This is a genomic window from Pseudomonas sp. zjy_15, assembly GCF_043101865.1.
Taxonomy (GTDB): domain Bacteria; phylum Pseudomonadota; class Gammaproteobacteria; order Pseudomonadales; family Pseudomonadaceae; genus Aquipseudomonas; species Aquipseudomonas putida_Y.
On the sequence record NZ_JBICII010000094.1, the window covers coordinates 1 to 14,932 of the forward strand.

Annotated in this window: 15 protein-coding genes, 1 tRNA gene and 1 pseudogene; 7 read left to right on the forward strand and 10 right to left on the reverse strand. The window is 62.8% G+C overall.

The annotated features are described in order from the left end of the window. Positions 1-10: 10 nt before the first annotated feature. Positions 11-814 (reverse strand): MOSC domain-containing protein, encoded by an 804-nt coding sequence (locus tag ACF8EF_RS16770; protein WP_176684843.1) that lies wholly within the window; start codon positions 812-814, stop codon positions 11-13. 55 nt (positions 815-869) lie between these two features. Beyond that, positions 870-1,805: a chemotaxis protein CheV gene (locus ACF8EF_RS16775; RefSeq protein ID WP_003248753.1), complete on the reverse strand. Its 936-nt coding sequence runs from the start codon at positions 1,803-1,805 to the stop codon at positions 870-872. A gap of 351 nt (positions 1,806-2,156) precedes the next feature. Between ACF8EF_RS16775 and ACF8EF_RS16780 the strand changes: the two genes are divergently transcribed. The 3 genes from ACF8EF_RS16780 to ACF8EF_RS16790 all read left to right on the forward strand — a co-directional run bounded on the left by ACF8EF_RS16780 (position 2,157) and on the right by ACF8EF_RS16790 (position 4,578). Next, positions 2,157-2,666 carry a histidine kinase gene (locus ACF8EF_RS16780; RefSeq protein ID WP_176684841.1) on the forward strand — a complete coding sequence of 170 codons (510 nt, stop codon included), beginning with the start codon at positions 2,157-2,159 and terminating at the stop codon, positions 2,664-2,666. Positions 2,667-3,032: 366 nt separating this feature from the next. Further along, positions 3,033-3,929: a sensor histidine kinase gene (locus ACF8EF_RS16785; RefSeq protein ID WP_176684840.1), complete on the forward strand. Its 897-nt coding sequence runs from the start codon at positions 3,033-3,035 to the stop codon at positions 3,927-3,929. Next, the gene (locus tag ACF8EF_RS16790) at positions 3,919-4,578 is read left to right on the forward strand and encodes a response regulator transcription factor (RefSeq protein WP_176684839.1); all 660 of its coding nucleotides are present in this window, start codon (positions 3,919-3,921) and stop codon (positions 4,576-4,578) included. The genes ACF8EF_RS16785 and ACF8EF_RS16790 overlap by 11 nt, the downstream gene beginning before the upstream one ends. Here the strand turns inward: ACF8EF_RS16790 and yegS are convergent. Beyond that, positions 4,562-5,449 carry a lipid kinase YegS gene (gene yegS / locus ACF8EF_RS16795; protein ID WP_176684838.1) on the reverse strand — a complete coding sequence of 296 codons (888 nt, stop codon included), beginning with the start codon at positions 5,447-5,449 and terminating at the stop codon, positions 4,562-4,564. The genes ACF8EF_RS16790 and yegS overlap by 17 nt on opposite strands. Positions 5,450-5,705: 256 nt before the next feature. On the opposite strand from yegS, the gene ACF8EF_RS16800 reads away from it, so the two are divergent. Next, on the forward strand, positions 5,706-6,953 hold the full coding sequence (locus ACF8EF_RS16800) for a glycosyltransferase family 4 protein (RefSeq protein WP_176684837.1): 1,248 nt from the start codon (positions 5,706-5,708) through the stop codon (positions 6,951-6,953). Here ACF8EF_RS16800 and glp read toward each other — a convergent pair. Further along, positions 6,942-8,129 carry a gephyrin-like molybdotransferase Glp gene (gene glp / locus ACF8EF_RS16805; protein ID WP_176684930.1) on the reverse strand — a complete coding sequence of 396 codons (1,188 nt, stop codon included), beginning with the start codon at positions 8,127-8,129 and terminating at the stop codon, positions 6,942-6,944. The two genes, ACF8EF_RS16800 and glp, sit on opposite strands and share 12 nt — an antisense overlap. A gap of 22 nt (positions 8,130-8,151) precedes the next feature. Further along, on the reverse strand, positions 8,152-8,691 hold the full coding sequence (moaB, locus tag ACF8EF_RS16810) for a molybdenum cofactor biosynthesis protein B (protein ID WP_176684836.1): 540 nt from the start codon (positions 8,689-8,691) through the stop codon (positions 8,152-8,154). Between the two features lie 188 nt (positions 8,692-8,879). On the opposite strand from moaB, the gene ACF8EF_RS16815 reads away from it, so the two are divergent. Together ACF8EF_RS16815 and ACF8EF_RS16820 are read left to right on the forward strand one after the other, a co-directional pair. Next, on the forward strand, positions 8,880-9,101 hold the full coding sequence (locus ACF8EF_RS16815) for a YgdI/YgdR family lipoprotein (protein ID WP_003248738.1): 222 nt from the start codon (positions 8,880-8,882) through the stop codon (positions 9,099-9,101). A gap of 79 nt (positions 9,102-9,180) precedes the next feature. Next, a tRNA-Pro gene (locus tag ACF8EF_RS16820) sits at positions 9,181-9,257 on the forward strand. A gap of 106 nt (positions 9,258-9,363) precedes the next feature. Here the strand turns inward: ACF8EF_RS16820 and ACF8EF_RS16825 are convergent. From ACF8EF_RS16825 to ACF8EF_RS16835, 3 genes and pseudogenes are all read right to left on the reverse strand, one after another. Next, on the reverse strand, positions 9,364-10,131 hold the full coding sequence (locus tag ACF8EF_RS16825; protein WP_392460641.1) for a methyl-accepting chemotaxis protein: 768 nt from the start codon (positions 10,129-10,131) through the stop codon (positions 9,364-9,366). Positions 10,132-10,296: 165 nt separating this feature from the next. After that, a pseudogene (locus tag ACF8EF_RS16830) lies at positions 10,297-10,980 on the reverse strand (methyl-accepting chemotaxis protein); the annotation flags it as partial. 171 nt (positions 10,981-11,151) lie between these two features. Next, on the reverse strand, positions 11,152-12,915 hold the full coding sequence (locus ACF8EF_RS16835; RefSeq protein WP_392460637.1) for an ABC transporter transmembrane domain-containing protein: 1,764 nt from the start codon (positions 12,913-12,915) through the stop codon (positions 11,152-11,154). Positions 12,916-13,125: 210 nt separating this feature from the next. On the opposite strand from ACF8EF_RS16835, the gene ACF8EF_RS16840 reads away from it, so the two are divergent. Then, a complete protein-coding gene (locus tag ACF8EF_RS16840) occupies positions 13,126-13,299 on the forward strand; it encodes a PA1571 family protein (protein ID WP_176684833.1) in 174 nt (57 codons plus the stop codon). Positions 13,300-13,413: 114 nt separating this feature from the next. Here ACF8EF_RS16840 and pdxB read toward each other — a convergent pair whose 3' ends face one another. Continuing rightward, on the reverse strand, positions 13,414-14,556 hold the full coding sequence (gene pdxB, locus ACF8EF_RS16845; protein ID WP_392460638.1) for a 4-phosphoerythronate dehydrogenase PdxB: 1,143 nt from the start codon (positions 14,554-14,556) through the stop codon (positions 13,414-13,416). Between the two features lie 60 nt (positions 14,557-14,616). Beyond that, positions 14,617-14,859: a sulfurtransferase TusA gene (tusA, locus tag ACF8EF_RS16850; RefSeq protein WP_003248727.1), complete on the reverse strand. Its 243-nt coding sequence runs from the start codon at positions 14,857-14,859 to the stop codon at positions 14,617-14,619. Positions 14,860-14,932: the final 73 nt, after the last annotated feature.

A 14,932-nucleotide genomic window follows, 5' to 3' on the forward strand; every position in this document is an offset into this window, starting at 1 on the left:
GGCAACACACCTATTCCAGGATTTCTACTTCCATCCCCACCTCCAGCCACCCACTGCCATCCACCGCCAGGTTCTGGCCGAACAGCACGTCGCCTTCTTTTTCGCGGAAAGTCTTCAGCGTAGCCATCGGCTCACGGTCAGCGCTGCGCTCCCCAGTGGCTGGATCGATGGTCGTGAAGATGCACCGCACGCTGGGCTTTAGCACGCGGAACACCAAGCTGCCGATGCGAATCCGCTTCCAGCCATCCTCGGCAAACGGCTCCGCGCCGTGCACCACCAGGTTGGGCCGAAAGCGCAGCATCGACATGGGCCGGCCAATACGCCGATTAAGCTCATCCAGCGAGCCCTGCCCAATCAGCAGCAAGGGGAAGCCATCTGGAAACGCCGCACGGTCACTGTTGAATCCGTAACCATTGGGCAGGTAACGCGCACGCTGCTCCGGGCAATGCACCAGGCGTACGGCCTTGCCCAGCAACTCGCTCAACCAGGCCGCCGCCGCATCGCCAGCGTCTGGCACACGCAGGGTATCGCGCCAGATCGTCACGCCGCGCAGGGCGTCATCGGCTGGCGGTACAGACACCCGCAACGGCGCCTGTCCAGGGGCTTGCAGCAGCAACTGGCCGCTGTCGTCATCGCTCGCGTCGATCTGGCCAAGTTGTGGCCAGGCACGCTGGGTCAGAAAGCGTCCGTTTTCTTCCTCGACCACCATCCAGCGCCGGTCGCCTTGCAACCCCAGCAACCCCACCGGTGATGCCTTCAGGCTTTGCGCCTGCCCCGACTTCACCGGGTATCGATACAACTCACTGAGAAACATCCCTGCTGCCTCGCGTCATGCCAAAAGCCAAGCTTATACCTGGCAGGCACAACGTTCACGCAGCGGTGGTATCCAGCAACAGGCGCTGCTTGACCACATCGACAAGGCGATCAGGCTGGAACTTGGAAAGGAAGTTGTCACAACCCACCTTCTTCACCATGGATTCGTTGAAACTGCCTGACAGCGACGTGTGCAGTACCACATAGAGCTGGCGCAGGCGGGCATCGCTGCGGATCTCGGTGGTCAGCCGATAGCCGTCCATTTCCGGCATTTCTGCATCGGTAAACACCATCAGCAGCTTCTCGCACACGTCCTCGCCGGCATCGGCCCAGCCCTTGAGCATGCGCAGCGCTTTCAGGCCATCACTGGCCACATGCAGCTTCATGCCCAGTTGGGACAGGGTGTCGCGCAATTGCGCCAGGGCCACACTGGAGTCGTCCACCAGCAGCACCTCGCGGCCGCGGGCCCGGGCCAGCACTGGGTCGGCGAGCTTGTCGCCAGAGACCCGGGCGTTGTAGGGCACGATTTCGGCCAGCACCTTTTCCACGTCGATCACTTCCACCAGCTTCTCATCGACCTTGGTGATGGCAGTCAGGTAGTGCTGGCGACCGGCACTGGAAGGCGGCGGCATGATCGACTCCCAGTTCATGTTGACGATGCGGTCGACACCGCCCACCAGGAAGGCCTGCACCGAGCGGTTGTATTCGGTGACGATGATGGTGCTGTCCGGCCCCGGCTGTAGCGGGCGCATACCGATCGCCTGGGACAGGTCGATCACCGGCAGGGTCTGCCCGCGCAGGTTGACCACACCGCAGACATAGGCGTGCCGCTGGGGCATCAGGGTCAGCTTGGGCAGTTGCAGTACTTCCTGCACCTTGAACACGTTGATCGCGAACAGCTGGCGACCGGCCAGGCGAAACATCAGAATTTCCAGGCGGTTCTCACCCACCAGTTGCGTGCGTTGGTCTACCGTGTCGAGAATGCCAGCCATTGGAAAGCCCCCAGGCTTGAGTCGAAAAAGGTGAAATCATTTACCCTGTATCGGCGGCTTCACGCACACCTTGACCCTTGCGGGAAAATGCCGCGCGGATAATTGATATCACTTTAACATCATGCTTTACTGCCGACACATCGGGGCAAATCAGGGGCACGGCAAAAGTTCCCTACCCTAGCCCTTGATCAGGGAAACCCTTAGCGGCAATCGGGTGCAACCTGATGTTCGCGATATCCTTTAGCCATTAATGTGACGCCATTCTCATTGCATGAATGGAGTCAGGCTTTTGCTAGCTATCGTTTCGGCGTGCCCGCCCCCTGCGCCTACCCCACGCGCGGGGACTTGATGATGGACACTGCCTTATCGTTCGATGACGCCCTGCAGGGCTTCCTGCTGGATGCCCAGGTACTGCTGACCCAGGCCCAGGAATGCCTGCAGCATCTGGAGCTGATAGACAATGATCCGGATGCCTGCAGTTGCCTGAGCAGCGCCCTCGACACTATCGCCCGTCAAGCTACGCGCCTGGGCCTGCGTGAAGTTGCCCACTACACCACCGCCCTGCAACAGTTGCTCGCCCCGGCCTGTCACGGTGGTTGCCTGCAGCGTGAAGCCCTGCCCGCGATAGGGGCGTGCCTGACCTTGCTGGCCTGGCAGTTGGAGCTGGTCGATAGCCGTACAGGGCGGCTGAACCTGGACATCGGCGAGCAACTGGTGCTGCTGGGTGAATTGGCCAAGGTCGTACAACCCCCCTTTGCGCCAGCCTGTGCGTCCTGCGATGAAGAAGGCAGCACCTGCATTCACCCGCACAGTGACGCGGCAACCGGCACCCGCTCTAACCCCTCTAACCGCACGCATTAACCTGACGCAAAGTGCAACTAAGCAACATTATTGAAACCCGACCATGGTCGAACTTGGAAAGTTCACCAGGCTTTCGGTGCATGCCGTTGAATCATTGCCGCACTAGTTACAGCACAAGTGGGTACAGCGCGATTAAAGGGTGGCACTTTGCTACCCGAAAGCGCCCGACCAGTAGGCGTTTCAACGCGTTACCCGGCCGCGACCGATGCAATGCAAAGTGGTAATATGCGCCCCCACAAACGCTTGCGACCGGAACAAAGGTGGCAAGAATACGTGTTCAAAAAAACAACGAAAGTACTGCGCCAAAGCCTCTGAGCAGCATTGTGCAAGGCCTCCATCAGCAATACTTCAGTGGCCTCCCTACCTATGTTTCCACGCTTGAAGACTTCTTTGCATTGCTGCTCCCGCGCCGCCGTGCTGCGCTGGGCAACGGTCGGGCTGTGCGTGGCCTCACTGGTTGCCAACATGGCGCTGTACCTGGCCAATCAGACAATCCCGGCCAGCCTGATGGTGCTTCAGTTGGTCGCCACGCTGGGCGCTGCTGTGCAACTGGGCCTGGGCGCCAGGTCGATCCACCTGCGCCCGGCTGAGCTGGCCGAGCGCATGCTCAAGGTGCAAGAAGACGAGCGTCAGCATCTGGGCCGGGAACTGCACGACGACATCGGTCAACTGCTCACCGCTGCCAAGCTGCAACTGCAGTGGCTGCAGCGGCGAATGCCCGACGAGTTGCAGGGGCACTGCGACGCCCTGCGCAGCACACTGGATGACACCCTTGGTAATGTGCGCGATGTTTCCGCGCTGCTCAACCCCCGACAGTTGGCCAGCCTTGGTCTGGAAGCCAGCCTGCGCGCGCACCTGGTACGCACCCTGGCCAGCAGCGGCGTGCACTGGAGCCTGGCGTGCAACCAGCGCCTGGGCGGCATCGACGAAGCCGTGGCCATGGCAGTGTTCCGTATTACCCAGGAGGCGGTGACCAACATGTTGCGCCACGCCCAGGCACACAACCTGGTCATCCGCCTGCAACGCACCCCTGAGGGGCTGGCGCTGTCGATCCACGACGATGGTCGTGGTTTCGCCCCTGCCCGGCACCCGGCCGAGGCCGGTCAGCGCGGCCTGGCCGGCATGCAGGAGCGGGTAATCGCGCTGCAGGGCAGCCTCGACATCACCAGTCAGCCTGGCCGAGGCACGCAGATCGAAGCGATGTTCCCGTGGTCCCCGCGCACCCAGGAACGCGCCAGGAGTATTACTAACCATGACCTGTAGACTACTGCTGGTAGATGACCACTCGCTGATCCGCGCCGGAGTGCGCGCACTGGTCTGCGATATCCCCGGCTATGACGTGATCGGCGAAGCCGACGACGGCAACCAGCTACTCGACCAGGTACGCACACTGACGCCCGACATCATCTTGCTGGACATCTCCATGCGTTCGACCAGCGGCCTGGACGCCCTCACCCAACTGCGGGCCAGCGGCAGTACCTGCAAAGTGCTGATCCTGTCCATGCACACCGACCCGGACCTGATCATGCGCGCCCTGGAAAGCGGCGCCCACGGCTACCTGCTCAAGGATACCAGCGCCACGGAGCTGGAACAGGCCCTGGGTGCAGTACGCCATGGTGAGCGCTACCTCAGCCCGGCCATCGCCCACACCGTCATCAACCAGGCGCTGCGGCACACCAAGCAGGGCAAGCAAAGCGCTGGCGAACGGCATAATCTGACTTCACGGCAGCTTGAGATCCTGCGCCTGATCGTACGCGGCAAGTCCACTCGGGAAATCGCTGCGGGCCTTGGCCTGTCGATCAAAACCGTGGAAACTCACCGATCGCAAATCATGAAGCGCCTGCAGATTCACGACGTGGCCGGCCTGGTGCTGTTCGCCGTACGCGAAAAAATCATCAGCCTGGATGACTGAGCAACGGCGACCCGGCTGGCAGGTGCAGGTGCAACGCCGCCGGTCTCGCCTGAAAGCGCAGGTTGGCGGCCTGCAACGGCTCGCCATCGAGGTTGATGTCCAACCCTTGCGAACTCTTGATCTCGACCCATGGCAGCCTGGCCCGAATGAACAGGCCGTCACCGCCCAACAGGTCACGCAGAGCTCCCACCATCTCCTGTGGCGCAGGCAGAATGGCGACTTCAAGCAAGCCATCGTTGACCAGGGCTTCGGGGCACAACACCTGCCCGCCCCCGGCCTGGCGGCCATTGCCGATACCCAGCGCCAGCAAATCCCCTTGCCAATGGAAACCCGGCCCCTGTAGCTCCACCGAAGCCGCCTGAAGCTCACTGAAGCGGGACAATCCGGTGAACAGGTAAGCGGCAGCGCCCAGCACTTTCTTGAGGTCTTCGGAGGTATTGGCAGTGACCTGGCTGCCAAAGCCACCCGTGGCCATGTTGAGGAACAGCTGATCGCCAGCCTGCCCCAGGTCTATGGGTTGTGGCGCGACATTCAGCAAGGCCAGCGCCGACGCCGGCTCCAGGGGAATGCCAGCGGCCTTGGCAAAATCGTTGGCAGTGCCCAATGGCAACAAGGTCAGGCTGGCTTTGGTAGCAGCCAATCCCATGGCCTCGGCCACATCACGCAACGTGCCGTCCCCGCCACCGGCGACGATATGGCTGTAACCCGCCGCCAGTGCCTCGGCAACCAGCCGTTGGGCATCGCCCGCCTCCCAGGTCACCCGTACATCCAGCACCCAGCCACTCTCGCGCAGGTCGCGCACGGCGCTGCGCACCTCTTCGTTCATCGCCTGCTTGCCGTGCAGCACCAGCATTGCCTTGCGCCCTTGCATGTGCGCATCTCCGTAAAATGGACCAACCCAAATCTCGACCACTGGCCCGCCCGGTTCGTTGCATGCCCTGGAAAAAACATTGGCCAAGCGGCGCTTCTGCGAGTGATCGCGTTGCCGGTCATTTTTTCCACATGTGGCAATCCCGGCTATGCTCAGCAGATACCCCTATTGCCATGGACGCGCCCGGCAGTGGCTCCCCCACTGCTGCCAACGGGCGCGTTTTGCTATCTGCAGCCTTTCGCGAGGACTTCGGGTCATGCGCATTCTCTGGACACTGCCCTACCTGCCTTGGCCGACCACCAGCGGCCACAAAACCCGGCAATACCATCTGCTGCGCGCACTGGCGCAGCGCGGCCACCGGATCACCCTGCTGGTGCAGTCGAAAATCCCTCTCAGCGATGCAGCACGTGAGGCCCTGGAGCCACTCCTCGAACGCCTTGTCGTGCTACCCCGCAGACCACTGCACAGTCCACTCAACCTGCTCGCTTCACCCATCATCGACTACCCCATGCGGGCAATCATCAATGGCCTGGCGCCTCGCCTGCGGCACCGGTTCGAGCAATTACTGGACGAACCCTGGGACGTGATCCAGATCGAGCACAGTTACAGCTTCCAGCCGTTCGAAAAAGCCCTGCAGGCTCGCGGGCTGCCCTACATGCTTAGCGAGCACAACCTGGAGTCGGTAATGGGCGGTGCCTGCCACGACCGCCTGCCGCTGTGGCTGCGCCCGCTCAACGCCTTCGACCGCTGGCGCTACCGGCGCTGGGAACACCGTGTGCTGCGCCAACCCACCGAACTGGTGGCCGTCTGCGCCCACGATGCCGAGCTGATCGCGCAGATCAGCGGGCGTCCGGTGAATGTGGTGGTCAACGGCGTGGATTGTGACTACTACCAGCAAGTGCAACCTGCGGTGCACAGCCAGCGTCTGTTGTTCGTCGGCAATTTCGAATATGGCGCCAATCTGGAGGCCATCGAGTGGGCACTGGACGACATCATGCCGAAGGTGTGGATGAGCAACCCGGCGGTGCGTCTGGCTATTGCCGGGCACGCCATGCCGGCCAACTGGAAACTTCACTGGAACGACCCACGCATCGAATGGTTCGGCTACCGACCCGACCTGCGTGAACTGCAACGATGTTCAGCGCTGTTCTTCGCCCCCCTGCGCTATGCCGGTGGCTCGAAGGTGAAAATCCTCGAAGCGATGGCCGCCGGCTTACCCGTGATAACCACCGACAAGGGCGTTTCAGGCCTGAGCGTGAATAACGGCGAGCACTACTTGGGCAGTGACGACGGTGATCTGCTGGCGCTGCTGATCACCCAACTGCTCAACCAGCCTTGGCGCATGAGCCAATTGAGCGCTGCCGGGCGCCAGTTTGCCCGCCAGCGCCACGACTGGAGCGTGGCCGCCCAACAACTGGAGAATGTGCACATACGCCTGACCCAGGCGGCACCGGCCGAAGCCGCGCCGCTGGCCAGTGCCTGGCTGGGCCGCTCAGCCAAGTAGCTCGCTGAAGGGGATGAATGGCACGCTGTCGCCCTGTTTCGGCGTGCTGCCTTCACGCACTTCCACCAGCCCCTCGGCCCAGGCTGCGCTACGCAGCACACCCGAGCTCTGGTTCTTGTAGATGCGCACCCGACCCTGCTCGATGCGCGCGCGCAGGTATTCGCGGCGCGTACCAGGCTTGGGCCAGTCAAACCCAGCCGGCACGTCGAAACGTAGCGGCGTGACGTCAACTACACCCTGACGACGCAGCAGGTAGGGCCTGGTCAGCAGACCGAAGGTGACCAAGGTCGAGGCCGGATTGCCCGGCAAGCCGATCACCGGCACGCCCTGGAAGTGGCCGAAGGTCAGCGGCTTGCCCGGTTTGATCGCCAGCTTCCACAACGCCAGTTCGCCGGCCTCGCGCAGGGCAGCACCGAGGTAGTCGGCCTCGCCCACCGAGACACCTCCAGTGGACAGAATCAGGTCTACGTCACCCAGCTCGGACAGGCAGGTGCGAGTGCGCGCCAGGTCATCCGGCAAGATGCCAGCATCGACTACTTCGCAACCCAGCCGCTGCAACCAGCTGACCAGCAGCCTGCGGTTGCTGTTGTAGATTTGCCCGGGTCCCAGCGGCAGGCCGGGCTCGACCAGTTCGTCGCCGGTCGACAGCACCGCCACTTTCACCTTGCGTACCACGTCCAGGCGGCCATACCCCAAGGTCGCCGCCAAGCCCAGTTCGATCGGCCCAAGTCGGGTGCCGGCGCTCATCACCTGCTCGCCGTTGCGGGTTTCCTGGCCTTGAGGGCGTATGTTCTGCTCGGCCCGCAACCCTTCGAGAAAGCGCACCCGGCCATCGTCGAGTACTTCGGTGTTTTCCTGCATCTCGACGCAGTCGGCCCCCTCCGGCACAGGCGCACCGGTGAAGATCCGCGCACAGGTACCCGGTTGCAGCGGCTGGGGCGCATGGCCGGCGAAAATACGCTGGCTGACCGGCAGCGGCTGGCCCTGCCAGTCAGCCAGGCGCAAGGCATAACCGTCCATGGCGCTGTTCGGCCAGGGTGGAAGGTCGAGCGAGGCCACCAGGTCGGTGGCCAGCACGCGGCCTTCGGCTTCGGCCAGCGGCAGGTTTTCGATCTCGCGGATCGGCGCAGCCTCGGCCAGTGCCAGCAATTGCTCCAGCGCCTGCTCCACCGGCATCAGCGGCCGGGCTTGGCTGACCTCAGCCACGGCTGTCGCAGGCCGCTGCCTGCTTCAGGTGCGCCACGAAGTTGCACGGGCGATGACGGGCATCAAGCTGCTCGGCCAGGATGCCATCCCAACCGGTACGCACAGCGTTGGTCGAGCCCGGCAGGCAGCACACCAGCGTGCCGTTGGCCAGCCCGGCCAAGGCACGCGACTGCACGGTTGAGGTGCCAATGTCGGCCACGGAAATCTGCCGGAACAGCTCGCCAAAACCGTCCACTTGCTTGTCCAGCAGGCAGGCCACCGCCTCGGGGGTGCTGTCGCGACCGGTAAACCCTGTGCCGCCCGTGATCAGCACCACTTGCACGCTGTCATCGGCAATCCATGTGGCGACCTGGGCTCGGATCTTGTACAGGTCATCCTTGAGCAGCACACGCTCGGCAAGGCGATGACCGGCGGCGCTCAGGCGGTCGACGAACATCTGGCCAGAGGTGTCGGTGTCGAAGGTACGGGTGTCGCTGACCGTGAGCACGGCGATGTTCAGCGCCACGAAGGGGGTATCTGCCTTGGCTTTCATGGGTGTCCGTCACAACAGGATGAGATGGGCGCAGTTATATCACAGCGTACCTTTATCCGGCGCTGCCCCCATCAGCCTTGCCCTGGGTCAAGGGGACGAATTAGTCGCTATGCTGCACTTGGAGTGAACTTGCACTAACGTCCTGCGTCATAAATGTCATCTAGCACCATCGCACTTGGAGAAACACGATGATCAAACGGACCCTACCCGCCTTCCTGCTCGCCTTGGGCTTGGGCGCCCTCGCTGGCTGCTCGACCCCAACCGTCATTACCCTGAACGATGGCCGGGAGATCCAGGCAACCGACAAACCGTCCTACGACGAAGACTCGGGCTTCTATGAATTCGAGCAACTCGACGGCAAGCGCACACGCCTGAACAAGGACCAGATCCGCACCGTCAAAGAGCTCTGATCAGGCCCCGTTCAGGCCATGGCCCTTTAAACAACAAGGGCTTGCGAGCAAAAACGGGATGCAGTAGGATTTTGTTCATCGGAGTGTAGCGCAGCCAGGTAGCGCGTCTCGTTCGGGACGAGAAGGCCGCAGGTTCGAATCCTGTCTCTCCGACCAAATCCTTGTCAAAAAGCCCGCCATGTGCGGGCTTTTTGCTGTGTGCGAGAAATACTCAGTGCGCAGCTTCAGCCACCGTGGTCCCCTCCAACCACTGCAAGCCGAGTCAGGCGCTCAGGCGGGAGGTGACTTCGCCCAACTGCCCTGACAAACCATGCAGGCGCTGCCCCGCCTGCTCGGTATGCTGGACCGCTTCCTGGTTGGCTGTGGCAATGCGGGTAATTTCGATCAGGTTGCGCGAGATATCTTCGGCCACGCTGGTCTGCTCCTCGGCCGCTGTAGCGATTTGCCGGTTCATGTCACGGATCGCCTCCACGGCCAGGGTGATACGTTGCAGCATCTGCCCGGCCTGCTCGACCTGCTCAGCCCCTTCCTGGCTACGTTGCTGGCCACTTTCGATGGCCTTGACCGCCTCCACAGCCCCCGACTGTACCGCTTCGATGATCTGGTGGATCTCTGCAATCGACGCTGCCGTGCGTTGGGCCAGGCTACGCACCTCATCGGCGACCACCGCAAAACCACGCCCGGCTTCGCCAGCACGGGCTGCTTCGATGGCCGCGTTAAGCGCCAGCAGGTTGGTCTGTTCAGCAATGCCGCGGATGACTTCCAGCACTTTGCCTATACGTGTGCTGTCATGCTCCAGATCGCGAATTACCGTCGCCGTGCCGGCAATCTCACGGTTGACCAACCCGATGATATCGATGGTCTGCTGCATCACCTGCTCGCCTGCCTGGGCGCTGTGGTCGGCGTCATCGGCCGCACGGGCAGCCTCGGCGGCGTGGCGAGCGACCTCTTGGGCAGTGGCGGACATTTCGTGCATGGCCGTGGCCACTTGGTCGGTACGCTGGAACTGGTCATGAGTACCGCGGGCCATGTCACCGGCAATATTGCGCAACTGGCCGCTGGCACCTTCCAGCTCCTGAGCGTTGTCCTGCAGCCGGCCGACAGTGTCGGCAAGGAAGTCACGCAGGGTGTTGGCCGCCCGCGCCAGGCGCCCCAACTCATCCTCCCGACGGCTGTCGACCCGGGCCGCAAAGCAGCCCTGGCTGAGCTGCGCGACGTACTCGATCAACTGACGGATCGGCTCGATCAGGCTACGGTTGACCAGCCACAGACTGAGCAGCCCCACCAGCACCGCAGAAGCCAGCATCACCAGCAGGCCCAACCATACCGTACGCTCGGCACTGGCATTGATGCTGGCTGCACGCTGACGGGCATCGGCGCGCAATTGCTCCACCAGTTCGCTCATCTGCTCACTGGCAGCACGATCCACGCCTTTGACCGCCCGGTCGCCCGCTACCGGGTCGCCGCCTGCCGCAAGGAAGGCCTGGCGGCCTTGCGCATACGCCTGGCCCAACTGGCGGTGACTGTCGCGCAATTCCTGCAGCGACGCCTTGAGCCTGGCATCGCTATTGTCGATCAATTGCCCGAGCAGTTGTTGTACTTGCTGTTCGCGGGCCTGGAACTGCTGCCAGTACTTGTCCATCTCCGCAGGTTGGCGCCCGCGCAATAGCACGTTCTTCCATTCCTGCACCTGAATCTTGAACTGCAAGTTGGCTTCGTCAATCAATTGCGAGGCCCGCAGCGGCCCGTCGACCAGCTCGGCGTAGCCACGTACGCTGGACGACAGGAACTGGAAACACACCAAGGCGATCAGCAGCATCGCCAGCACACTGCCGCCGAGCAGCGAGAGAATTTGCACTCTGAGGGATTTACGCAACATCGAGGGTCTCGGAACCAGAGGGAGTAGGCTGAGGCCGTTTTACAGCCTCATTACTGGCAGGCCAAAAAAAAGCTGCCATCACGCAATGGCAGCCAGGTCGAGCACTTACGCAACAGTTGAGGCAAATACTCTCAGGCAATTACTACAGAAATGTTACAGAGCCACGACAAGCTAACCCGTAGTGAACTGCAACGCTGCCAGCCGCGCATACAACGGGCTATCCTCGATCAACTGACGATGGGTGCCCACCGCCACCAACCGGCCCTGGTCGATGACCGCGATGCGCTCGGCATGCTGCACCGTGGCCAGGCGATGGGCGATTACCAGCGTGGTACGACCGGCCATCAGGCTGGGCAGCGCTTGCTGGATCAAGTATTCGCTTTGTGCATCGAGGGCACTGGTGGCTTCGTCCAGCAACAGGATCGGCGCATCGACCAACAAGGCCCGGGCGATCGCCAGGCGCTGACGCTGCCCGCCAGAAAGGCCGTTGCCGCCCTCCCCCAGTTGTGTCTGGTAGCCTTGGGGCAGTTGCCGGATGAATTCGTCGGCATGGGCGCCACGGGCTGCTGCTTCGACGTCAGCCAAGGACGCCTCGGGCCGGCCATACCGAATGTTGGCCTCCACCGTGCCACGGAATAGCGAGGGGTTTTGTGCCACCAAGGCGAACTGCCGGCGCAGTTGGTCGGGATCAAGCTCGGTAACCGGCTGGCCATCAAGCAGGATGCGGCCTTGCTGGGGGTCGTAAAAGCGCAGCAACAAATCGAACAGGGTCGACTTGCCTGCCCCGGAAGGGCCTACCAGGGCGACGGTCTGGCCGGGCTCGATGGTCAGGCTCAGGCCGTCGACAGCCGCCACCGTGGGCCGAGAAGGGTAAGCGAACACCACCTGCTGCAGCTCGATACGCCCACTGGCCCGCTGCCGCGGCAGTACCTGCGTCACGGCGGGCGGCAGGATGGCACTGCGCGCGGCCAACAGTTCGGCAATGCGCTCGGCGGCACCCGCGGCCCGCTGCAGCTCGCCGATCACCTCACTGAGGGTACCGAAGGCGCTGCCGACGATCAGGCTGTAGAACACGAATGCAGCCAGCTCGCCTGCGGAGATACGCCCGGCGATCACATCCATGCCGCCGACCCACAGCATCACCCCCACCGCCCCCAACACCAGCACGATCACCAGGGTAATCAGCCAGGCACGCTGGGTAATCCGCTTGCGGGCAACAGTAAACGCTGCTTCGACCGTATCGGCGAACAGTTCGCGGTCGTGCGCCTGGTGGTTGTAGGCCTGCACGGTCTTGATCTGCCCCAGCGTCTCAGCCACGTAGCTGCCCACATCGGCGACCCTGTCCTGGCTCTGCCGCGACAGGCTGCGCACACGACGGCCGAACAGCAGGATCGGTGCCAACACCAGCGGCAGCGTTACCACCACGATGCTGGTGAGCTTGGGGTTGGTGATGAACAGCAATGCCACACCGCCAATGACCATCAGCGCGTTGCGCAGGAACATCGACAGCGATGAACCGATCACTGATTGCAGCAAGGTGGTGTCCGCTGTCAGCCGCGACTGGATCTCGGAGCTGCGGTTGTCTTCGAAAAAACCTGGGTGCAGGCCGATCAGGTGGTCGAAGACGGCACGACGGATATCGGCCACACAGCGCTCACCAATCCACGACACCAGGTAGAAACGGCTGAAGGTACCCACTGCCAGCGCCAGCACCAGCAGCAGGAACAGCCCGATAGTCTGATTGAGCTGATGCGCGGAGCGGGTCATGAAGCCTTGATCCACCAGCAGGCGGATGCCTTGGCCCATCGACAGGGTGATGGCAGCGGTGACCACCAGCGCCAGCAATGCCAGCAGCACATGCCGGCGATAAGGGCGAACGAACTGCCAAGCCAGGCGCAAGGCGCGGCGTTGGCGCGGGGAAACCGATTCGGGCATGGCGACGACCAAAAAGGGTGGGGAAGCGGCAGCCTACCACTCATCCCTGTCGGGAGACTGCATGCAGGTTGCTATAACGCATCGATCTAAACAGCTTATGGAGCTTTCACAAGGTTTCTGCTGGACTGTTGCTGCCGTGACCCAGAAGCTGTCACAGGCCAGTCACGGCGCAGGGCTACCCTGAGCTTGAACCTGAAGAGGAGACAGTGCATGAGCTTGCAGCATGGCAATGATAACCAGAAGCCCCAGACCTCCCCGCAACCGCAAGTATGCGGTTCGATCATCGACGCCAAGGGGCGCGAAGTGCCGATCACCGAGCAGATGATCCAGCAGGCCTGCAAGGCTCTGGAAGAAAGCCGTGTCGAGCGCGTACGCAAAGGTTGATCGGCGAATTTTTTGCAACCCGGCGCTTGCGCCGGGTTTTTATCGGCCCAGCCAGCGGGCTTGGCCGCCCCAACAGGTAACCACACCTACCTGCAAGATCAAGACAAGGCTTGCTTAGACCAACACCCCACCCAGGGCACTGACCAACTGCGCCAACTGCGGCGCCTCCCCGTGCAAGCGCACGGCCAGCCCCTCGATCTCGCGCCGTGGCGGGTATTGCTTGCGCAACTGGTCGAACGCCGCTCGCTGCTGCTGCGGATCATCGCTCAGGCTACGGCGGAAATCGGCATCATCGCGGCGCGGGTCATACACGGCGCGACACAGGGTGGCCAAGGCCCAGGACAGGTCGGTGCTGGCATCCAGCTCGATCTGCGCCAGCGGCGGCCTGGGGAGCAGCTCGGCCAGTCGCACCTGCTCGTCCACAGCCAGGAAGCGGCACAGCGCCTGGTAGATCTGCGCCGTACCACGCTGGCGGCCATCGAGGCTATAGCCGGCAATGTGCGGCGTAGCGAGGGTGCACAGGTCGGCCAGCGTCAGGTCGACCTGCGGCTCCCCTTCCCACACATCCAGCACTGCGTGCACGTCTTCGCGGTCCAGCAGCAGCTCGCGCAGGGCCACGTTGTCCACCACCGGGCCACGGCTGGCGTTTAACAGCCAGGCCCCTGGGCGCAACTGTGCCAGCTGCGCCTGCCCCAGCAGGTGCCAGGTCGGGTACTCGCCGCCGCGTTGCAACGGGGTATGCAAGCTGATCACATCGCACTGCTGCAGGATGGTTTCGAGGCTGACGTAGTCGCCGCCCTCCGCGGCCTGGCGCAACGGGTCGCACACCAGCACCTTCCAGCCCAGACCGTGCAGCACCCGCACCAGGCGACCACCCACTTCACCCGCGCCCACAACGCCATACACGCGCTCAGGCAATGCCACGCCATCCAGTTCGGCCAGGGTCAGCAGGCTGCCCAGCACGTAATCGACCACGCCGCGGGCATTGCAGCCAGGTGCGCTGCTCCAGCGGATGCCGGCTTCTGCAAAGTAATCCAGGTCCAGGTGATCAGTGCCGATGGTGCAAGTGCCGACAAAGCGTACACGGCTGCCTTCGAGCAGCTGACGGTCGACCTTGGTCACGGAGCGCACCAGCAGGATATCGGCGTCCTTGACGCTGGCAGCATCGAGGCTTCGGCCGGGGTAGCGGCGAATTTCACCGAAACCCTGGAAGAAGGCATCGAGCAGCGGGATGTTCTCGTCGGCAACTATCAGCATGGCGCTCTCCTGTCTGGGGAGCGCAGTGTAGGCGCAACGCCGGGCGTGTTCCAGAGCGATTCAGTCGGCTTTCTTGCGGATCCAGTACAGGAAAGTGCCGGCGTCCTCTTGCTGCTGCAGCAATTCGTGGCCGAGGAAGTTGCAGAACTTGGGGATGTCGCGGCGGGTCGACGGGTCGGTGGCGATGACCTTGAGCAGGCCACCGGCGGCCAGGTTGCGTACGTGCTGGTGCAGCATCATGACGGGTTCTGGGCAGTTCAGGCCGGTGGCATCGAGGATGGCGTCGGGAGTGAAATCGGTCATGGGGGGCTCCGAAAATGATCGCTATTGTCGCGCATAGCGCGACGCGGTCCAAGCACGGCTTTCAAACCCAGCG